General features: G+C 71.2%; 20 protein-coding genes. 9 read left to right on the top strand and 11 right to left on the bottom strand.

Annotated features, from left to right (window positions below):
- Positions 1-525: 525 nt before the first annotated feature.
- Positions 526-2,436, top strand: a complete 1,911-nt coding sequence (locus tag BLR02_RS14780) for a sensor histidine kinase (RefSeq protein ID WP_143018145.1) — start codon at positions 526-528, stop codon at positions 2,434-2,436.
- Positions 2,437-2,482: 46 nt separating this feature from the next.
- On the opposite strand, the gene BLR02_RS14785 is transcribed toward BLR02_RS14780, so the two are convergent.
- The 6 genes from BLR02_RS14785 to pehA are packed head-to-tail and all read right to left on the bottom strand — an operon-like array spanning position 2,483 to position 9,429.
- Positions 2,483-3,346, bottom strand: coding sequence for an ABC transporter permease (locus BLR02_RS14785; RefSeq protein WP_176849585.1), 864 nt, complete (start codon positions 3,344-3,346; stop codon positions 2,483-2,485).
- 1 nt (position 3,347) lies between these two features.
- A complete protein-coding gene (locus BLR02_RS14790; RefSeq protein WP_090568657.1) occupies positions 3,348-4,271 on the bottom strand; it encodes an ABC transporter permease in 924 nt (307 codons plus the stop codon).
- A gap of 2 nt (positions 4,272-4,273) precedes the next feature.
- Positions 4,274-5,317 (bottom strand): ABC transporter ATP-binding protein, encoded by a 1,044-nt coding sequence (locus BLR02_RS14795; RefSeq protein WP_090568654.1) that lies wholly within the window; start codon positions 5,315-5,317, stop codon positions 4,274-4,276.
- Entirely contained in the window at positions 5,314-6,282 is a 969-nt protein-coding gene (locus BLR02_RS30875; protein ID WP_090568652.1) for an ABC transporter ATP-binding protein, read from the bottom strand. The genes BLR02_RS14795 and BLR02_RS30875 overlap by 4 nt, the downstream gene beginning before the upstream one ends.
- Positions 6,275-7,894, bottom strand: coding sequence for an ABC transporter substrate-binding protein (locus BLR02_RS14805; RefSeq protein WP_090663750.1), 1,620 nt, complete (start codon positions 7,892-7,894; stop codon positions 6,275-6,277). The genes BLR02_RS30875 and BLR02_RS14805 overlap by 8 nt, the downstream gene beginning before the upstream one ends.
- Positions 7,891-9,429, bottom strand: a complete 1,539-nt coding sequence (gene pehA / locus BLR02_RS14810) for a phosphoric/sulfuric ester hydrolase PehA (RefSeq protein ID WP_090663849.1) — start codon at positions 9,427-9,429, stop codon at positions 7,891-7,893. The genes BLR02_RS14805 and pehA overlap by 4 nt, the downstream gene beginning before the upstream one ends.
- Positions 9,430-9,576: 147 nt before the next feature.
- Between pehA and BLR02_RS14815 the strand changes: the two genes are divergently transcribed.
- On the top strand, positions 9,577-10,659 hold the full coding sequence (locus tag BLR02_RS14815) for a zinc-binding dehydrogenase (protein WP_090663751.1): 1,083 nt from the start codon (positions 9,577-9,579) through the stop codon (positions 10,657-10,659).
- 4 nt (positions 10,660-10,663) lie between these two features.
- Here the strand turns inward: BLR02_RS14815 and BLR02_RS14820 are convergent, their stop codons facing one another.
- From BLR02_RS14820 to BLR02_RS14840, 5 genes are all read right to left on the bottom strand, one after another.
- Positions 10,664-11,266: a hypothetical protein gene (locus tag BLR02_RS14820; protein ID WP_090663752.1), complete on the bottom strand. Its 603-nt coding sequence runs from the start codon at positions 11,264-11,266 to the stop codon at positions 10,664-10,666.
- Between the two features lie 147 nt (positions 11,267-11,413).
- On the bottom strand, positions 11,414-11,911 hold the full coding sequence (locus BLR02_RS14825; protein WP_218127537.1) for a flavodoxin family protein: 498 nt from the start codon (positions 11,909-11,911) through the stop codon (positions 11,414-11,416).
- Positions 11,912-11,980: 69 nt separating this feature from the next.
- Entirely contained in the window at positions 11,981-12,289 is a 309-nt protein-coding gene (locus tag BLR02_RS14830) for a 2Fe-2S iron-sulfur cluster-binding protein (RefSeq protein ID WP_090663753.1), read from the bottom strand.
- Entirely contained in the window at positions 12,286-12,492 is a 207-nt protein-coding gene (locus tag BLR02_RS14835) for a hypothetical protein (RefSeq protein ID WP_090663754.1), read from the bottom strand. The genes BLR02_RS14830 and BLR02_RS14835 overlap by 4 nt, the downstream gene beginning before the upstream one ends.
- 10 nt (positions 12,493-12,502) lie before the next feature.
- The gene (locus tag BLR02_RS14840; protein ID WP_090663755.1) at positions 12,503-14,002 is read right to left on the bottom strand and encodes a coiled-coil domain-containing protein; all 1,500 of its coding nucleotides are present in this window, start codon (positions 14,000-14,002) and stop codon (positions 12,503-12,505) included.
- A 174-nt stretch (positions 14,003-14,176) separates the two neighbouring features.
- Between BLR02_RS14840 and BLR02_RS14845 the strand changes: the two genes are divergently transcribed.
- From BLR02_RS14845 to dnaK, 7 genes are all read left to right on the top strand, one after another.
- A complete protein-coding gene (locus BLR02_RS14845; protein WP_176849586.1) occupies positions 14,177-15,061 on the top strand; it encodes a S1C family serine protease in 885 nt (294 codons plus the stop codon).
- Position 15,062: 1 nt separating this feature from the next.
- Entirely contained in the window at positions 15,063-15,647 is a 585-nt protein-coding gene (locus BLR02_RS14850; RefSeq protein ID WP_218127962.1) for a helix-turn-helix transcriptional regulator, read from the top strand.
- Between the two features lie 28 nt (positions 15,648-15,675).
- Positions 15,676-16,305 carry a glutathione S-transferase family protein gene (locus BLR02_RS14855; protein WP_090568629.1) on the top strand — a complete coding sequence of 210 codons (630 nt, stop codon included), beginning with the start codon at positions 15,676-15,678 and terminating at the stop codon, positions 16,303-16,305.
- A 48-nt stretch (positions 16,306-16,353) separates the two neighbouring features.
- Positions 16,354-16,809 carry an antitoxin Xre/MbcA/ParS toxin-binding domain-containing protein gene (locus BLR02_RS14860; RefSeq protein ID WP_090568624.1) on the top strand — a complete coding sequence of 152 codons (456 nt, stop codon included), beginning with the start codon at positions 16,354-16,356 and terminating at the stop codon, positions 16,807-16,809.
- Complete coding sequence (locus BLR02_RS14865) at positions 16,806-17,282, top strand: RES family NAD+ phosphorylase (protein ID WP_090568621.1); 477 nt, start codon at positions 16,806-16,808, stop codon at positions 17,280-17,282. Before BLR02_RS14860 ends, BLR02_RS14865 begins: the two co-directional genes overlap by 4 nt.
- A 111-nt stretch (positions 17,283-17,393) precedes the next feature.
- Complete coding sequence (locus BLR02_RS14870) at positions 17,394-18,017, top strand: nucleotide exchange factor GrpE (protein WP_090568620.1); 624 nt, start codon at positions 17,394-17,396, stop codon at positions 18,015-18,017.
- Positions 18,018-18,210: 193 nt separating this feature from the next.
- The gene (gene dnaK / locus BLR02_RS14875) at positions 18,211-20,139 is read left to right on the top strand and encodes a molecular chaperone DnaK (protein ID WP_090663757.1); all 1,929 of its coding nucleotides are present in this window, start codon (positions 18,211-18,213) and stop codon (positions 20,137-20,139) included.
- Positions 20,140-20,184 lie beyond the last annotated feature (45 nt).

Below are 20,184 nucleotides of genomic sequence, written 5' to 3' on the forward strand. Positions count from 1 at the left end.
TCCTTGAAAGCCTCAAGACCTTCCAAGGTGGCGCGGCCAGAGACCAGATCGGAGCCAGATCGGTTAGTCAGACAGTCCGGTCACAGACCCTAGTTTACCCTCCAGCACACCAAATCATTGCCGAGGCGATTTCTGTGAGACTTGCCAGCCAATGATAGTATCAACCACTTAACGCAATTTTAAGTTGGCACCATCGGGCTGCACGGCGCCACGGTCCCTGCTGCCATGCCGCGCCCCATGGTCTCGCAGCGGCGCATGCTGAAATGTAGGGACGTCACCATCCTCGGGATCATTTCGCATGCGACGGTTGCGGCCTCTGGCAGGCCGATCCGGCTCCTACGGATATGGCAAAGATTGGCATGCTCCTTGCCAACGCCTAAGGTTGCTCCATGCTTCCGCCCAAGGCCATGACCGTGTTGCTCAAGCCGGGCCTTGCTGCCTTCATCCAAGATCCGGTCGCTCCTGCCCGTTGTGACCTTGAAACAGACTTGACTCGCCGCGCGGCGCCGCCGCCGAGACGGCCCCGTGGACGCTGAAACCTGGCCCGGCTTCCCGGGCGCGAGCGGCGAGATGGCAGGGCGCCTGCGCGCCCATGACTGGGCGTCGACGCCGCTCGGGCCCATCGAGGGCTGGCCGCAAAGCTTGCGAACCGTGGTCAACCTGATGCTCGCCACGGCGCAGCCGGTCTACATCGCCTGGGGCCCCGAGCTCGTCTCGCTGTTCAACGACAGCTACATCCCGATCCTCGGCACCAAGCACCCCGGTGCCCTGGGCAAGCCCTATGCCGAATTATTCGCGGAAGTCTGGGACGAGTACCGCCCCATCATTGGCGCGACGATGGCTGGCAGGTCGCAGCACTTCGTGGACCGGCCGGTCGCGCTGACGGGCCGCCCCGGCGTGCCGATAAGTTGGTTCACCTTCTCCTGGACGCCGCTGCCCGACGAGACAGGCATGGTTGCCGGCTTCTACTGCACGGCCATCGAGACCACCGGGCAGGTCCGTGCCGAACAGGCCCTGCGCAAGCGGAACGCGGAGGCCCTACGGCACAGCCAGGCCGAGACCGAGCGCCAGCGGCGGCTCTACGAAGCCATCCTCGCCAATACCCCTGACCTCGCCTATGTCTTCGACCTCGACCACCGCTTCATCTACGCCAATGAGGGCCTGCTGCGGATGTGGGGCCGGAGTTGGGACGACGCGATCGGCAAGACCTGCCTCGAGCTTGGCTACGAGCCCTGGCACGCGGCCATGCACGACCGGGAAATCGAGCAGGTGGTCGCAACCCGGCAACCGGTCCGGGGCGAGGTGCCCTTCACCGGCACCTTGGGGCGCCGGATCTATGACTACATCTTCGTGCCGGTCATCGGTGCGGATGGCCGGGTCGAGGCGGTCGCCGGAACAACGCGCGACGTCACCGAGAGCCGGCAGGTGGAGGAGGCACTGCGCGAGAGCGAACAGCACCTCCGGCTCATTGTCGATAGCGCGCGGGACTATGCCATCTTCACCACCAGCCCGGAGGGCCTGATTGAGACCTGGTGGCCGGGCGCCAAGGCGGTCTTCGGCTGGTACGCCGCGGAGGTTGTCGGCCAGTCCACGGCCATCATCTTCACGCCGGAGGATCGGGCGGCGGGTGCCCCGCAGGAGGAGCTGGCCACGGCCCATGCCGAGGGCAGCGCGCCGGATGTGCGCTGGCACCTGCGCAAGGACGGCTCGCGCGTCTTCATCGAGGGCAGCACCGTGGCCCTGCGCGGGATGGACGGAAGCCTCCGCGGCTTCCTCAAGATCGGCCAGGACGTGACGGGGCGGAAGGCAGCGGAGGAGCGGCAGGCGCTGCTGGCGCGCGAGGTGGACCACCGCGCCAAGAATGCCCTTGCCGTGGTGCAGGCCACGCTGCGGCTGACCCAGGCTCCCGACGTTGCCTCCTTCCGGCAAACGGCGCTGGGCCGGGTGGCGGCGCTGGCCAGGGCCCAGACATTGCTGGCCGAGGATCGCTGGCGCGGAGCCGACCTGCGGATGCTGGTCGAGGGCGAGCTGGCGCCCTTCGTGGGCGAGCACGGGCCCCGCATCGGGCTGTCGGGCGCGCCGGTGGTCCTGCCGCCCGGGGCGGCGCAGCCGGTTGCGATGGCGCTGCACGAGCTGGCGACCAATGCGGTCAAGCACGGCGCGCTCTCGACGCCAGGGGGATCGGTGTCGGTATCCTGGCAGCTCGATGATGGTTCAGGGGAAACGCTGCGGCTGCGCTGGGCCGAGGCGGGCGGACCTGCCATCGCAGGAGCGCCAACCCGTCGCGGCTTTGGCTCGCGCGTGCTCGATGCGACCGTGAGCGGCCAGCTCGGCGGCAGGGTGGTTCTGGGCTGGGAGAGTTCGGGGCTCGTCTGCGAGATGGAGGTGCCGCTGGCGCGCGCCGCGGCTCTGGCCGAGGAGATGCACGCGCCGTAGCCGTCCCGGGCCGTCAGCGCCTGCTCCCGCGGCGCCGCGATCCGTCTCAATGCAGCGTCGGGTCCAGCCGGTCGCGCAACCAATCCCCCAGCACCGAGACGGAGAAGGTCGTCAGCACGATCACCACCGCCGGCGAGAGCAGGATCCAGGGCGCCCGCGTCAGGTACTCCCGCCCATAGCCCACCATGGCGCCGAGCGAGGTCTCCGGCGGCTGCACCCCAAGGCCGAGGAAGGAGAGCCCGCTCTCCAGCAGGATGATCTCGGGGAAGGCCAACGTCATCGAGACGATCAGCGTCGAGGCGATGTTCGGCAGCACATGCCGCCCATAGATCCGCCAGGGCGAGGCGCCGAGTTGCCGCACCGCCGCCGCATAGCCCTGCGCACCGGCGCTGATGACAAGGCCCCGCGCGATCCGCGCGTAGCGCTCCCAGGCATGCAGCCCGAGCAGGCAGATGAAGAGCGTCAGCGAATTGCCGAAGAAGGCCAGCACCGCCAGCGCCAGGATGAGGAAGGGCAGGCTCGCCGAGAAATCGACCAGCGCCATTACCACCTGCTCGACGAAGCCGCGGAAATGCGCCGCCAGCACGCCGAGCGCGGTGCCGATCAGCGCGCCGATGATCGTTGCCCCGAAGGCGATCAGCAGGCTCATGCGGATCGAGAAGATCAGCCGCGACAGCACGTCCCGCCCCAGCTCGTCCGTCCCGAGCGGATGCAGCCATGTCGCCCCCGGCGCCGCCAGCCGGTTGCGCAGGTCGAGTGCCGTATAGGCATAGGGCGCGACCGCATCCGCCAGCACCGCGATGCCAAGCATCAGCCCGAGCCAGGCCATGGCGGCGAGCACCAGCAGCGGCCAACGGCGTCGCCGCTTCCGGCCGTCCACCAGGCCGATCGGCAAGGCAATCCCCGACATCTCAGCCCGCCCTCTGCCGAAGCCGCGGGTCGAGCGCGCCATAGAGCAGGTCGACCACGAGATTGGCCGCCACCATGGTCGCCGCCACCAGCAGCAGGATGCACTGCACCACCGCCAGGTCACGGTTCGCCACCGCCACCACCAGCAGCCGCCCGACCCCGGGCCAGGAGAAGACGCTTTCCACCACCACCGCGCCGGCGATGAGCGAGCCGACCATGAAGCCGATGATCGTCACGGTCGGGATCGCCGCATTCGGCAGCGCATGGCCCCAGACCACCGCCCGCCAGGGCACGCCCTTGGCCGAGGCGGTACGGATATAGGGCTGGCCCAGCACCTCCAGCATCGCGCTCCGGGTGAAGCGGGCCAGCACCGCCGCGCCGCCGACACCCATGGTGACGATGGGCAGGATCGCATGCCGCCAGCTCTCCTGCCCGCCCGAGGGCAACCAGCCGAGCTGCACCGCGAAGACCAGCACCAGCAGCAGCCCGAGCACGAAGGAGGGCACGGTGAAGCCCGCCACCGCCAGCACCATCACCGCCCGGTCCACCAGCGAGTTCCGGTGCAGCGCCGCGGTGATCCCGGCCGGGATGCCGATGCCGAGCTTGATGAGCAATGCCGGGATGGTCAGCGCCAGCGTCGCCGGGATGCGCTCCGCGACCAGCGCGATGGCCTCCCGCCCGTCCCGCATGGACCGGCCGAGATCGCCGCTGAAGATCGCCCCGAAATAGCGGAGATATTGCAGCCAGAGCGGCTCCTCGAGCCCCCAGGCCCGGCGGAAGGCTGCAATGGCCTCGGGCGGCGCATCCGCCCCCATGATGATCTGCGCCGGATCGCCCGAAAGGCGCAGCACGACGAAGGCGAAGCTGACCACCATGACGATGGTGATGGCCGCCCGCAGCAGGCGGAAGCCGAGGAAACGCAGCATCCCTAGGCCGCCTTCGATATCTGGGCCGGTCGGTTCAGCCCGGCGGCGCTCCGCCCAACGGACGGCGCCGGCACCTCGCCCTGCGCCACATGGCAGGCCACCCGCCGGCCATCGCCCGGCCGCGGCTTCAGCATCGGGTCCTCCTTCGCGCAGATCGCCACGGCGACCGGGCAGCGCGGATGGAAGGCGCAGCCGCTCGGCCGGTCCGCCGGATTGGGTGGGTCGCCCTGCAGCAGGATGCGCCGCTGCCCGCGCCCCGGATGCGGGATGGCGGAGACCAGCGCCTGGGCATAGGGGTGCGCCGGGTCGTGCAGCACCGCATCCGGCTCACCCTCCTCGACGATGCGGCCGAGATACATCACCGCCACCCGATGGCTCACCTGCCGCACCGCCCGCAGGTCATGGCTGACGAAGAGGATCGCCGTCCCCAGGCGGGATTGCAGCTCGACCAGCAGGTTCATCACCTGCGCCTGGATCGAGACGTCGAGCGCGCTGATCGGCTCGTCGCAGACGAGCAGCGCCGGGTCGGTCGCCAGCGCCCGCGCCAGCACCGCGCGCTGGCGCTGCCCGCCCGACAATTCATGCGGATAGCGCACCGCCTGGTCCGGCCGCAGCCCGACATCCCTCAGCAGCGCCGCGACCCGCTCCATCCGCTCCGCCCGCCTGGCGCCGATGCCATGGATCTCGAGCGGCTCCGCGATCTGCGCCCCGATGGCCATCCGCCGGTCCAGCGCCCCGAGCGGATCCTGGAAGACCATCTGCATGCGCGCCCGCATCGCCCGCCAGGGAGGCGTGCCCGGCGCCGGCATCGGCTGGCCCTCGAAGGCGACGCTGCCGGCATCCGGCATCTCCAGCCCCAGCACCAGCCGCCCGGTGGTGGACTTGCCGCAGCCGCTCTCGCCGACCAGGCCGAGGGTCCGCCCCCGCTCCAGGGTGAGGGAGACGCCATCCACCGCCCGGACCTCGACGGGCCGGCCGAGGAAGCCGCGCCGCATTGCATAGCGGCGGGTGAGGCCCATGGCCTCCAGCAGGGGTGCCTTCCTCATGCCGGCAGCAGCTCCCGCACCGCGCGCAGGCAGGCGGCGGCATGATCCGGCTCGACCGCGACCGCCTCCGGCACGCCGAGCGCGCAGGCCGCCGCCGCATGCGGGCAACGCGGGGCGAAGGCGCAGCCCGGCGGCATGCCATTCGGCTCCGGCACGCTCCCGGGGATAGCCGAAAGCGGCCGGCGCGGCCCATCCAGCGGCGGCAACGCCCCGAGCAGGCCCTGCGTATAGGGATGGGTCGGCGCCGCGAAGAGCCGCGCGACCCGCGCCTCCTCCACGATCCGCCCGGCATACATCACAGCGACCCGCTCGCAGGTCTCCGCCACGACACCGAGGTCGTGGGAGATCAGCACCAGCGCCATCCCCGTCTCCCGCCGCAGCGCGCCCAGCAATTCGAGGATCTGCGCCTGGATCGTCACGTCGAGCGCCGTGGTCGGCTCATCCGCCACCAGCAGCTCCGGCTGCCCGGCCAACGCCATGGCGATCATCACCCGCTGGTTCTGCCCGCCGGAAAGCTCATGTGGATAGGCGTCCAGCCGCCGCCCCGCATCCGGGATGCCGACCTGGTCGAGCAGCCGCCGCGCCTCCGCCCGCGCCGCCACGCCGCGCAGCCCGCGATGCAGCCCGAGCGCCTCCGCCACCTGCCGCCCGATGCGATGGACGGGGTTCAGGCTGCTCGCCGGATCCTGGAAAATCATGGCGACCCGCCCGCCGCGCACCCGGTCGAGCACCGCCGGCGCCGCGCCGAGGATCTCCTCGCCCGCCAGCCTCACGCTACCCGAGACGCGCGCCCGGCCCGGCAGCAGCCCGAGCGCCGCCAGCCAGGTGACGGACTTGCCGCAGCCGCTCTCGCCCACCAGCCCCAGCGCCTCCCCCGGGGCGATGGCGAGGTCGATCCCCCGCAGCGCGGGCGCGCCGCCGAAATCGACGGCAAGCCCGCGGATGGCGACAAGGGGCTCAGACACCCCAATTCGCCGCGCGGAAATCCATGGCGAAGGCCGGCGCCGCCCGCCAGCGGATATCGCGGCGCTTCGCCGTGAAGGTCGCGTTCTGGTGCAGCACCGTATAGGCGGGGTCCTCCCGCTCGGCGATCTCCAGCATCCGCCGGAAAACCACCCGGCGGCGCGCCCGGTCCGTGCTGGTCTCGAGCTCGAGCGAAAGCCGGTTGAACTCCTCGTTCGACCATTCGCCGACCTGCTGCTGCTGCCCGTTCGGCCCGTGCTGGTTGGTCAGCGACGAGGTCGGGTCGCTGAACAGGCCGGAGTTGGACCAGTCGCGCACCGCACGCGTCGGCGTCGCCTCCAGGATCTGCGACCAGTTCTCCTTCATCTCGATCTGGACGTTGAGCCCGGCGGCACGCCACATCTCGACCAGCACCTGCGCGGTCGCCACCTGGTTGGTGTAGTAGTTGTTCAGCAGGCGATAGGGGATCGGCTCGCCCTTGTAGCCCGCCTCGCGCAGCAGCCGCCGCGCCTCGGCCGGGTCATGCTGGGGCACCGCCCAGTCGGCGAGGAACATGTCGCCATAGAACTCCCATTGCAGCCCGCGCGGGGTGGCGGTGCGCCCGGCCCAGAGGCTGTCGACGATCGCCTGCCGGTCGATCGCATGGGTGAAGGCGCGGCGCACGCGCGGGTCGCGCAGCGCGGGGAAATTCTTGTCGAACACCGTCAGCCGGTGGTTCGGGATGGTGCCGCCCAGCACCTCGAAGGCGCGGTTGCGCTCGATGCCGGAGATCTGGTCCGGCGGGATGTCGCAGGCGAAGTGGTACTCGCCCGAGAGCAGCCCATTCACGCGGGAGGACACCTCGGGCACCTCGACGAAGCGCAGTTGCCTCAAGGGCGGCCGTCCGCCCCAGTACTCGTCATGCGCCACCAGGGTGAGCGAGTTGTCGGCACGGAATTCCGCCACCTTGTAGGGTCCCGTGGTGACGGGCTGCCGCGCCCAGTCCAGCCACGTCGCTGCCTCGGCGAAGCCGCGCCGGCTGCCGATCTCGGCACCGTAGCGGGCAAGCCGCCCCTCCAGCGTCACATCCGGCGTGCGGTTGATCCAGCGCAGCGTGTACTTGTCGACCACCTCGATGCGCTCGAAGCCCGGGAAGCTGCGATTGGCGACCGCCGGCACCTCGATCGGCAGATCACGCCCCGCCCGGCCCGGATTGACCTCGCCGACGCGGATGGTACCGCTGCTGTTCGGCCCGCCCGGCCCGAACATGCGTTCCTTGCCGAAGGAGAAGGCGACATCCTCGGCCGTCAGCTCGTCGCCATTGTGGAATTTCACCCCCTGGCGCAGCGTGAGTTCCACCACGCTGTCGCTGATCCGCCGCGCCTCGGTGGCGAGCACCGGCACGGTCTCCAGCCGGCTGGCATGGTTGCGCCCGAGCAGGCCCTCCCAGAGGGAGGTCACCATCACCCGCTCGCCCACATTGCTCTGCTCGCGCAGCGGCTCCAGCGTGTTGGAGTTGCTGATCTTCTGCACCGCGACGGTGATGGAAGGCCGCTGGTCCGCCTGGCCAATGGCGAAGCGCGGCAGGCCGGCGGCAAGCGCGGTGCCGGCGATGAGGCTGCGACGGTCGATCATGTGTTGGTCCCCCGGTCTTCGAGCCCTTCGGGCGTGGCGCGATACGCGGTCAGCGTGCGTTCGGCATGGCGCAGCCGCCAGGAGAGGGCGCGCTGCGCGTAGTCCTTCACCAGGCCCGCATGGTCCGGGCTCCCGGCGAGGTTGGTGAACTGGTGCGGGTCCCGCTCCAGATCGAAGAAGAGCGGCGGCAGCGCCGCGAAATGCACGTATTTGAACCGCGCATCCTGGATGACGCAGAGGCTGCTCTCATCCATCTGCAGGCCGAGATGGCTCTCCGGCCGCGAGTAGAAGATATCGCGGAAGTCGTATTCGTAATGCAGCGCGTCGCGCCAGCCGGCGGGCGGGCCGCCCCGCAGCAGCGGCGCCAGCGATGAGCCGTCGCAGGCGCGCGGGATCTCCCCACCCAGCGCCTCGAGGATGGTCGGCATCAGGTCGATGCTCTCCGTCGGCGCGCTCTCCACCGCGCCGGGGCGCGCGGGCTGCCCGGCCTCCTTCACCACCAGCGGGATGCGGAAGCTCTCATCGAAATAGCCGATCTTGCCGAGCAGCCAATGGTCGCCCAGCTGCTCGCCATGGTCGGAGGTGAACACCACCATGGTGTCCTCCCATTGGCCGGTCTCTTCCAGATAGGCGAAGACCCGGCCGAGATTGTCGTCGATCTCGCTGATCAGCCCGGCATAGGTCGCCCGCATCAGCCGGATCGAGGCCTCGTCGAGCCCCGTCACCGCCCCGCCCGCACCATGGAAGAAAGAACCCTGGCTGATGCCGCGCAGGTAGAAGTCGAGCAGCGGATGCTGCCCTGCCTCCTCCCGCCAATCCGCCTGGCGCACCGGGCCCGGCATCTCCGCCGGCGAGTACATGGTGTTGTACGGCGCCGGCGCGATGAAGGGCGGATGCGGCCGGTAGTAGCCGAGGTGGAGGAACCAGGGCTTGCCGTTGACGCCCTTGAGGTAGGTCAGCGCCCGGTCGGTGAAATAGGCGGTGTCCGAGAGCTCGGCCGGGATGCGGCAGGGCCGGTCGGTGGCGCCGGGCACGGCATCCTCACCCTCCGGCAGCCAGATATCCTCGCGCCGCTCCGGCAGCCTGTAGCCCTTATGCGCCAGCCAGCCGAAATAGCCGTCCATCGTGGGCTCGAAGGCGCCGACGCTGCGGAACCCCTCCATCAGGTCGCCGAGATAGGTGAAGCGCCCGTCGCGTGGCCCGGTGGTACGCGGGTCGGGCGTCGTCGTCGTGTAGCCGATCAGCGCCGGGTCGTAGCCGATGCGGCGGAGCGCCTTGCCCAGATTCATGTGCCGCGCATCCAGCGGCACCGTGTTCTGCACCGCCCGGTGGTTCATCAGGTAGAGGCCGGTCAGCAGGCTCGCCCGCGCCGGCCCGCAGGGCACCGTCGTCGTCACATGGTTGCGGAAGGTGACGCCCTGGCGGCAGAGCCGGTCGAGATTCGGCGTGCGCAGGAAATCCGCCCCCAACCACGGCATGAAATCCGCACGCCACTGATCCACCACGATGAGGAGCACGTTCCGCGGCCGTTGCATCATCCCACCACCCTGTCCATGGGCAGGGGGCGATAGCGCATCAAGCTTGACCACCGGATGGCGGTTCGGCGTCCCTTCCGTGACAGCTTGCGGGTTGCCGGCGAAGCTCGGCTAGGATGCGCACAACGACAGCAGGAGGAAGCGCCAATGCGCGCAGCGGTATTCCGCCAGGGCGACCTGGTGGTGGACACCATCCCCGACCCCGAGCTCGGCGAGGGCCAGGTGCTGGTCCGCACCCGGGCCTGCGGCATCTGCGGCTCCGACCTTCATGCGGCGAAGCATGCGAAGGAATTCGCCGATCTCTCGGCCCGCAGCGGCGGCCGCTTCGGCATGCCGGCCGACCGCGACGTGGTCTTCGGTCATGAATTCGTCGGCGAGGTGGTGGCGAACGGCCCCGGCACCGAGGGGCGCTTCCGGCCAGGCACGCTCGTCACCTCCATGCCGCTGACCATCCGCGGCACCATGGTGCAGGGCATCGGCTACAACCCGGAGGTGCCCGGCGCCTTCGCCGAATACCTGCCGCTGGCCGAACGGATGCTGCTGCCCCTGCCGGAGGGGATGGACCCGGACCATGCCGCGCTGGTGGAGCCGATGGCGGTCGGCCTGCATGCGGTGAACTTCGCCCATATGACGGAGGCGGATGTGCCCCTCGTCATCGGCTGCGGCCCGGTCGGCCTTGCGGTGATCGCCGCGCTGAAGCTGCGCGGCGCCGGCCCGATCATCGCGGCCGATTATTCCCCCGCCCGGCGGGCCCTGGCCACGCGCATGGGCGCCACCACCGTCATCGATCCTGGCTCCGCCTCCCCCTATGCCGCGCTCGAGGCGGCAGTGACGCCGGAGGGCTTCGACCCTGCCCGCTACGCCCAGCTCTTCGGCACCTCGCCGCGGCGGCGCCCGGCAGTGGTTTTTGAGTGCGTCGGCGTCCCCGGCGTGATGCAGCAGATCATGGAGGGCGCCCCCGCCGGCACCCGCATCGTCATCGTCGGCGTCTGCATGCAGCCGGACCGCTTCGAGCCCTTCTTCGGCATCGTCAAGCAGCTCAGCGTGCAATTCGTGCTTGCCTATACGGCGGAGGAATTCCGCGAGACTCTGGACCACATCGCCAGCGGGCGGATGGATGTCGCGCCCCTCATCACCGGCCGCACCGGCCTCGAGGGCGTGCGCCAGTCCTTCCAGGACCTCGCCAGCCCGGAACGGCACGCGAAGATCCTTGTGGAGCCCTGGCGATAGCCGCTTAACGCCGCAGCATCCGCATGGCGGCGGCGAGGCGCAGCCGGAACCCGTGCCTCGCCCCGTGCCCCATTCCGGCGCGAAGGAGGCGCCAGCCCGCAGCCAGCAGCGCCCGGCCCATCGCTCCCATCCGGTGCAGGAAGTCCCGCGTCGCCACCCAGGCCGGGATGCGCTCCAGCAGCGCATGTCCGTAGTCCAGCAGCCGCATCGCCTTGCCATAGGCCCAGGCGAAGCTCCGCACCTGCAGCATCTTCGGCCGGGCAATGGCGAAGAGCCGGGCGGAGAAGGCCACGCCCACCACCTTCGTCGCCAGCAGCACCAGCACCCCCAGCACCACATGCCCGTGCAGGAACAGCCAGAGCTCGCCGAGCTTCAGCAGCGGGATGAAGGCGAGGAAGGGCAGCACGAAGGCCACCACCACCATCCGCGGGCTGAGCCGCGCCACCACCCGCTCCAGCACCGCGAAGACCGGCAGATGCGACAGCGCCCGCCCGAGCGCCGTCAGCCAGCGCCAGAGCGTCGCCTCCAGCAGCACCGCCACCAGGGCGAGCAGGATGACCGGCAGGTGGAGGGCGCGGCGCAGGAGGCGATGGGGAGAGCCCGGCATGGCCCGACCCTACCATCGCCGGCATGGCGTTGCAGGGCCCGCATCCCGGTGAGCGACAGCATCTGGGCCAGGCTCCGGGGCTGCTTCGAAGCGCTTGGCACCGATGTGGGCCTGCCTGCCGCAAAGCCGCATCTTCGGCCTTGCCTCTCAGTAGATCCCCATCGCCAGCCCGGCACCGAGCGCCGCGCCCAGCTCCTCGCAGCGGCGGAGATCCTCGGGCGGGATGGTCTTCGGTGCCAGGATCGCCTCCGGCGTCTGTGCCCGGGTGCAGAGGATCAGCGGTTCCGCCACCGCCCGCAGCCGCCAGCCGGTCGCGATCCGCCCGATCTGCCGCGCCGCATTGGTGCCGTCGCTGCCGGCGCAGATCAGCGCCGCATAGGGCCGGCCATTCACCCGGTCGAGCACCGGGTAGTAGCAGCGGTCGAAGAAGTCCTTCATCAGCCCGGCCATGGCGGCGAGGTTCTCGGGCGTGGCGAAGACATAGCCATCCGCCCCGAGCACATCCCCGGGCCCCGCCTCCGGCGCCGCCAGCAGGCGCACCCGCACCTCCCCCTCGGCCCCATGCTCGGCCCCGCGGGCGGCGGCTTCGGCCATCTGCCGCGTGCCGCCCGTCATGCTGTGCCAGACGAGGAGGAGGGTCCTCACCGCTTGATATCGGCCTTCACCAGCGCGCCGAGGCCCGCGCCTCGGCGAGTTCCAGCTTCTGCGCCGCCTTCATGCCGCCGGCCCTCCCTGCGTCTTCTCCTCGGGCCAGGAGACGGATACGTCGCCTGTGACAAAGGTCTGGCAGGCCATGCGCCAGCCCTCGGCGAGATCGGCCTCGGTCAGGTGCCGTCGCTCCCTCGGCTTCACCGCATCCGTCCGGCCCCGCCCCTCCTCGATCCGGCACCGGCAGATGCCGCAGACGCCGCCGCCGCATTTGAAGGGGATGCCACCCTTCTCGCGGATCGAGATCCGCAGCAGGCTCGTGCTCTCGGTCACCTCCGCCTGCCGTCCGCTGGTCAGGAAGCGCACCGTGATCACGGCGCCGCCGGCTCCAGCCGCGCATCGATCCGGCCGAAGGTGGCCAGGGTGCGGATCTTCCGCCGCGCCTCCACCGTGCCGAAATGCCGGAGAATTTTCACCGGTACGCAGTTCACCACCAATGGGCCCGCCCTCACCGGCGCGAGCCCCGGCGTCGGCTCGGTGCGGAACTGCCCGGGCTTGCTGGTCAGGGTCACATACATCACGCCCTCCTCAGGGCGCGCGGTTCGGGGCGCCGCCACCCTCCGACGGGGCCTCCAGAGGCATGGGCTGGCCGCTCGCCGGCTCCGCCGCCCGCTCCCGCGCCATCCGCTCGCCGAGCGCCTGCAGCTCGCGCCGCTGCTGGGCGAGCCGTCCCTCGCCCTCGGCGATCTCGCCGGCGAGTTGCTGGCGGCGCTGCTCCATGCGGGCCACCTCGGAGCGCAGCGTCTCCGCCTGGTCGCGCAGCCGGGCCGCCTCCTGCCGGGCGGCATCGGTGGCGCCGCCCGCCTGGCGGGCCTGGGTTTCCGCCTCGGCCAGCGCCGCGCGGCGGGTGGCGAGCTCCGTTCCCGCCGCCTGCGCCTCGGCCCGCACGGAAGCCAGGCGCCGCTCCTCGGCTGCCGTGCCGTCGCGCAGCTCGGCCAGGCGCCGCTCGGCCGCGCCCACCTCGGCGCGCAAGGTCGCGCTCCGCGCCTCGAGTCCTCGCAGCGTCGCCGCCGCGTCGTCGCGTGCCGCAGAAACACGGGTCAGCTCCGCCTGGGCCTGTTCCACCGCCCCGCGCCGCTGGGTGAGGGCAACCTCGGCCTGGCCCAGCTCCTCGCGCATCCCGGCCAGGCGCCGCTCCGCCTCACCCGATTGCTGCTCGAGGCCGCGCACCCGCCCGGCCACCTCCTCGGCGCCGCGATTGGTGCTGGCCAGCCGCGTCTCCGCCTCGGCCAGGGCGCCGCGCCTGGCCGTCAGCTCGCGCTCCGCCGTCGCGGTATCGGCCCGCAGCGCGGCGATCCGCCGCTCCGCCTCGCCGCCTGCCTGCTGGCGCTGGGCGAGGGCCTGCTGCGCCTCGGCGATGGTGGCGCGCAGGCTCTGCAGCCGCGCCTCCTCCTGCGTTGCCCGCTCGCGCTGGCCGACCAGGCGGCGGTCCTCGCCCGCCACCTCGTCGCGCAGGCTGGCCAGCCGGCGTTCGGTGGTGGCCGCCATCTCGCGTAGCCCGGCCAGCCGGCGCTCCTCGGCCACCGCCCGCTCGCCGAGCGAGGACAGTCGCCCATCCTGAGCCGAGGCCTGGTCGCGCAACTCCGTCAACCGGCGCTCGGCCGCCGACGCCTGGTCGCGCAGGCCGGCGATGCGGGTCTCGGTCTCGCCGAGGCTGCCGCGCCGCTGGGTGCTGGCCTGCTCCAGTTCGGCGAGCTGGCGCTCCTCCTCGGCCAGCCGTTCGCGCAGCCGCCGCGCCTCGGCCTCCGCCGTGCCGCGCGAGCCCTGGGCCTGGGCCAGCTGGCGCCGGGCGGCGGCGAGCCGCGCCTCCAGCGCCGCCAGCTCGCCCGCCGCATTCCGTTCGGCCGCCAGCGCCGCTTCCAGCTCGGTCACGCGGCCGCGCAGCAAGGTACCCTGCGCCTCGGACGCCTGGAGATTCCGTTCGATCGAGGCGATACGGTCGCTGCGCTCGACGGTCAGGCCGCACCCGGCCAGCGGCATGAGCACGGCGGCCAGCGCCGGCCCGCGCCAAGACAGCAGCTTCGACATAGAAAGTCCCCCAAAGCCCCAACCCGGCCTATGGCGCCCGTTCCGCGCCTCCCGGTCAACCACCCCACGGTGGTACCGTTGCGATGAGGCTTCACGAAACGGTTGGCGCCGGGGCATGCCGCACCCGCCATTCGGGCCATGGCGGCCGGGCCGGGGGATGCACACATAGGCATCATGAGCGACGCCCCGCATCCCTCCCTCGCCGCCTTCTCCGACCGGCTGGCGGCCCTCGGCGCGCTGGGCGCCACGCGCACCGTCGCCGTCCATGGCCGCGACGGCCGGGCCCGCTCCGGCCTGCTCTGGGCCGAAGGTCTGGTGGTCACGGCCGAGGAGGCGCTGGAGCGGGACGACGAGCTGGCCCTCACCCTGCCCGATGGGCGAGAGGTGGCGGCGACGCTGGCCGGCCGCGACCCGGGCACCGATGTCGCCCTGCTGCGGGCCGAGACCGGCCCGCTGTCGCCGCTCGACCTCGCCCCGCCGGAGGCGCTGGCAGCCGGCCACCTCGTGGTCGCCATCGGCCGGGACGAGCACGGGCCGCTGCTGGCCTTCGGCGCCACCGCCCAGGTCGGCGGCCCCTGGCGCTCCATGCGCGGCGGCCGGCTGGAGCGGCGCATCCAGCTCGGCCTCCGGCTAGACCCGGTGGCCGAGGGCGGCGTGGTGCTCGACCATGCCGGCCGCCTCGTCGGCATGGCCGTGCCCGGCCCCCGTCGCCGGGCGCTCGCCATCCCGGCCGAGACCATCGCCCGCTCGGTCGGGCATATCGGCCGCCATGGCAGGGTGGCGCGCGGCTATCTTGGCCTGGCCCTCCAGCCGGTGCGGACCGAGGGGCTGCGGGGCCTTATCGTCGTCGGCATCGACCCGAGGAGTCCGGCCGGCCAGGCCGGCCTGCTGCTCGGCGACGTGCTGGCGGCCTGGGACGGCGCCCCGCTCGGCTCGGTGCGCGAGATGCTGGCCCGGCTCGACCCGGAAAGCATCGGTTCGGAGGTCGTGCTCGACCTCATCCGCGGCGGCGAGCACCGGCGGGTGACGCTCCGCATCGGCGAGCGGGCGGCAGCCTGACATGCCAGCCGAAACCCTCCTCGACCGGCCTCCCCCGCGCCGCCCGGCGAGCCTTGCCGCCGTCACGGTCCATGCCACGGATGGCGATATCGCCGCCCGCCTCGCCGACCTGCCCGGCATCCGCCTGGTGGAGGACACGGCCGATGCAGCGGTAACGGTCACCGACCTGCCCAGGGTGGAGCCCGAAGGCCCGCCGACCCTGGTGCTGGCCGAGGGCGCCACGGCGCTCGCCGCGCTGCGGGCCGGCGCCCGCGCCGTGCTGCCGCCGGATGCGGCCCCGGCGCTGCTGGCGGCCGCCCTGCCCGCCATCGCCCGCGGCCTGGCGGTGCTGCCGCCCGCCCAGCTCGCCAGCCTCGCCGGGCGCGCCGCCCCCCCGGTGGCGATGGAGGCCGGCCTCACCCGGCGCGAGCGCGAGGTGCTGGACCTGCTGGCCGCCGGCGCCTCCAACAAGGTCATTGCACGGCGGCTCGGCCTCTCCTTCCACACCGCGAAGGCGCATGTCGCCGCGGTGCTGCAGAAGCTGGGCGCCGCCAGCCGGGCGGATGCGGTGGCGCGCGGCGCGCGGGCGGGGCTGGTGCTGCTATAGTCGGGGCACCCCCGACGGAGCGGCCCCGATGATCCAGGTCCACCACCTCAACAACTCCCGCTCGCAGCGCATCCTCTGGCTGCTGGAGGAGCTGGGGGTGCCCTATGAGGTGATCCGCTACGAGCGGGACCCGCAGACCATGCTGGCCCCGCCCGAGCTGCGGCAGATCCACCCTCTCGGCAAGTCGCCCCTGGTGGTCGAGGAAGGCGAGGTCCTCGCCGAAACCGGCGCCATCGTCGAGGCGCTCCTGGAGCGGCATGGCGCCGGACGCCTCGCCCCGCCGCCGGGCACACCGGCCCATCGCCGCTTCCGCTACTGGCTGCATTTCGCCGAGGGATCGGCGATGACGCCCCTGCTGGTGAAGCTCTACCTGATGCGCGTCGGCGAGGCGGCCGCCCCCGTCCTCACCCGGATCGACGCCAACCTCGCCGCCATGCTCGACTACCTGGAGGCCGAGGTGGCGAAGGAGGGCTATTTCGCCGGCCCCGACCTCACCGCCGCCGATGTGATGATGAGCTTCCCGCTCGAGGCCGCCACCTCCCGCGGCGGGCTCGACGCCTCCCGCCCCGCGCTCTTCGGCCTGCTGCGCCGCTTGCAGGCGCGCCCCGCCTATCGCCAGGCGCTGGAGCGTGGTGGGCCCTACGCCTACGCGCCTTGACTTGCGTTGCTCCTTTGAGCAATTGATTTGCTCGAAGGAGCATGACCCATGCATTCCCAGGCGGCACCAACCGGCCTTTCCCACTATCTCCGCCTCTACCAGGCCTCCGCCCTCGAGCGGGTCGAGATGATCAAGGCTGGCCTTTCCGCCAGCGAGGCCAAGCGCATCTTCGCCGACCTCGCCATCGGCCAGGGCGCCGCGCTCAAGGCGCTGCGCCTGTCGCCCGCGACGGTGAACAAGAAGGCCAAGCAGGACGGGACCCTCTCGCCGGGCGAGAGCGAGCGGGTGCTCGGCATGGCGAAGCTGGTCGGCCAGCTGGAGGCGATGGTCCAGGCATCCGGCGACCCGGAGGGCTTCGACGCCCCCGGCTGGATGGCCCGCTGGCTGCAGGCGCCGCTGCCTGCCCTCGGCGGCCGGCGGCCCATGGACCTGATGGACACGATGGAGGGCCAGGCCCTGGTCTCCACCACCCTCGCCCAGATGCAGGGCGGGGCCTATGCGTGAGCCGCACCGTCTGGCGGATCGCCACGGACACGCCCGACTACGAGGCCGATGACCTCTCCGGCGCTGGCGCCAAGCAGACCGGCGGGCGCTGGAACGAGGGGGGGCTTCCCGTCCTCTACACCTCGGAAAGCCGCGCCCTCGCCTGCCTGGAGACCATCGTCCACCTGAATGCCGGTGGCCTGCCGCTCAACCGCTACCTGGTCGCGCTGATGATCCCGCAGGCGCTCTGGGAGGCCGCCCGGCGCGAGAGCGCCGACACGCTGCCCGTTGGTTGGGATGCGCAGCCGGCCGGCCGCGCCAGCATCGCCTTTGGCACGCGATGGCTGCGGTCGGGCCGCTCCGCCCTGCTCATCCTCCCCTCGGTGATCGTCCCGGAGGAGTGCAACATTCTCATCAACCCGCAGCACCCGGACAGCGCCGGCATCACCGCCGCCAAGCAGCGCCGGTGGCTGTATGACCCGCGCCTGGCCTGAGGCTTCCTCGCCCAAAGCGCGCGAGACCGGTTGCCCTGGGCTGTTGCAGCGACTACCTGACGCCTCATCGGCTTCGTTCCACGGAGCCCCCCATCTTTCGTAAAGACAGGCATGAGCGATCCATCCGACCTGCCGCCGGGCACCGCGCCGGCGGATGACACCGCCGCGAACTCCATGGGCACAGTCCCCGGCGCGACCGCCGCGGAATCGAGCCCCGACCAGTCCCCGCAGAACCCCTTCGCCGAGCGCATCGCCGCCCTCGAGGCCGAGATCGCCCAGGCCCGCGACCGCTGGCTGCGCGCCGAGGCGGAGACGCAGAACCTGCGCTCCCGCACCCAGCGCGAGGTGGCCGATGCCCGCAACTACGCCATCCAGAAATTCGCGGGTGACGTCGTGGAAGCGGCCCAGAACCTGCGCCGCGGGATCGAGGCGCTGCCCGCCCCGCGTGGCGACGAGGATCCGCTGCTGGTGAAGCTGCGCGAGGGCTTCGAGGGCGTCGAGCGCAGCTTCCTCGGCATGCTCGAGCGCCACGGCATCCAGCGCCAGGAGGCCCAGGGCCAGCCCTTCGACCCGGCGCTCCATCAGGCGATGGCCGAGCAGCCGGCACCCGAGGGCGTCGCCCCCGGCACCGTCATCCAGGCCTGGACCCCGGCCTGGACGCTGAACGGCCGCCTGCTGAAGCCCGCCATGGTCGTCGTCGCGGCCGGCGGCAGCGCCAGCGCCTCGGCCGCCTAAAATTTAGCCATAACCCGGCCCGGGGGCTTGTCCTGCCCCTGGACGGGTCATACATCGGGAACGTCGCCGGCAGCATTCCGGCAATATTCCCATCCGAAGATGGCCCGGGCCCGGCTCGGGCCGAGTCAGTTCAAGGGGACGGGTGCGGTGCCATGCCAGGGCCGCCCTCGCCCGCCGCAGAGGAGAAGTACGGATGAGCAAGGTTATCGGCATCGATCTCGGGACCACGAATTCCTGCGTCGCCATCATGGAAGGCAAGGAAACGCGGGTCATCGAGAACGCCGAGGGTGCACGCACGACGCCCTCCATGGTCGCCTTCGCCAAGAATGGCGAGCGGCTGGTTGGCCAGAGCGCCAAGCGCCAGGCTGTGACCAACCCGAACAACACGCTGTACGCGGTGAAGCGCCTGATCGGCCGCCGCTTCGACGACCCGATCGTCAACAAGGACATCAACCTCGTCCCCTACAAGATCGCGCGCGCCGACAACGGCGATGCCTGGGTCGAGGTCGAGGGCCAGAAATACGCGCCGCAGCAGATCAGCGCGAACATTCTCGGCAAGATGAAGGAGACCGCCGAGGCCTATCTCGGCGAGAAGGTGACGCAGGCCGTCATCACCGTCCCCGCCTACTTCAACGACGCCCAGCGGCAGGCCACCAAGGAAGCCGGCGCCATCGCCGGGCTCGAGGTGCTGCGCATCATCAATGAGCCGACGGCGGCAGCCCTCGCTTATGGCATGGACCAGAAGAAGGGCGGCACCATCGCGGTCTACGACCTCGGCGGCGGCACCTTCGACGTCTCCGTGCTCGAGATCGGCGACGGCGTCTTCGAGGTAAAGTCCACCAACGGCGACACCTTCCTCGGCGGCGAGGACTTCGATGCCCGCATCATCGACTACCTGGCCGATGAGTTCCGCAAGGAGCAGGGCATCGACCTGCGCGGCGACAAGCTCGCCCTGCAGCGCCTGAAGGAAGCTGCCGAGAAGGCGAAGATCGAGCTTTCCTCTGCCAAGCAGACCGAGGTGAACCTGCCCTTCATCACCGCCGACGCCTCCGGGCCGAAGCACCTGGTGATGACGCTGACGCGCTCGAAGCTCGAGGCGCTGGTCGATGACCTCATCGCCCGCACGCTCGAGCCCTGCAAGCAGGCGCTGAAGGATGCCGGCCTCACCGCCGGCGAGATCGACGAGGTGATCCTGGTCGGCGGCATGACCCGCATGCCCAAGGTCATCGAGGCGGTGAAGCAGTTCTTCGGCAAGGAGCCGGCCCGCAACGTCAACCCGGATGAGGTCGTCGCCATCGGCGCCGCGATCCAGGGCGGCGTCCTGAAGGGCGAGGTGAAGGACGTCCTGCTGCTCGACGTGACCCCGCTGAGCCTCGGCATCGAGACGCTGGGCGGCGTGTTCACCCGGCTGATCGACCGCAACACCACCATCCCGACCAAGAAGTCCCAGGTCTTCTCGACGGCCGACGACAACCAGACCGCCGTGACGATCAAGGTCTTCCAGGGCGAGCGGGAGATGGCGGCCGACAACAAGCTGCTCGGCAACTTCGACCTGCAGGGCATCCCGCCGGCGCCGCGTGGCGTGCCGCAGGTGGAAGTCACCTTCGACATCGACGCGAACGGCATCGTCTCCGTCAGCGCGAAGGACAAGGCGACCGGCAAGGAGCAGCAGATCAAGATCCAGGCCCGCTCCGGCCTGTCGGACAACGACATCGAGCGGATGGTGAAGGACGCCGAGGCGAATGCCGAGGCCGACAAGAAGCGCCGCGAGACCGTCGAGGCCCGGAACAACCTGGAAGCCCTGATCCACAGCAGCGACAAGACGCTGAAGGAGAACGGCGACAAGATCGGCCCGGCCGAGAAGGGTGAGGTCGAATCCGCGATCGCCGCGGCCCGCACCGCCCTCGAGGGCGGCGATCTGGACGCCATCCGCTCGGCATCCGAGGCGCTGTCCCAGGCGACGATGAAGGTCGGCGAGGCGCTCTACAAGGCGCAGCAGGCCGCCGAGCAGCAGCAGGCCGGTGGCGCCCAGCCCGGTGCCGGCGGCGCGGCTGGCGGTTCCGACAAGGTGGTGGACGCCGATTTCGAGGAAGTCGACCCCACCAAGAAGAAGTCCGGCTAAGCTGGGTTCGCGTTCGGGTTGATGCCCGGACGCGGCACCTGCCTC

The organism is Belnapia rosea (assembly GCF_900101615.1).
Classification (GTDB): Bacteria; Pseudomonadota; Alphaproteobacteria; order Acetobacterales; family Acetobacteraceae; genus Belnapia; species Belnapia rosea.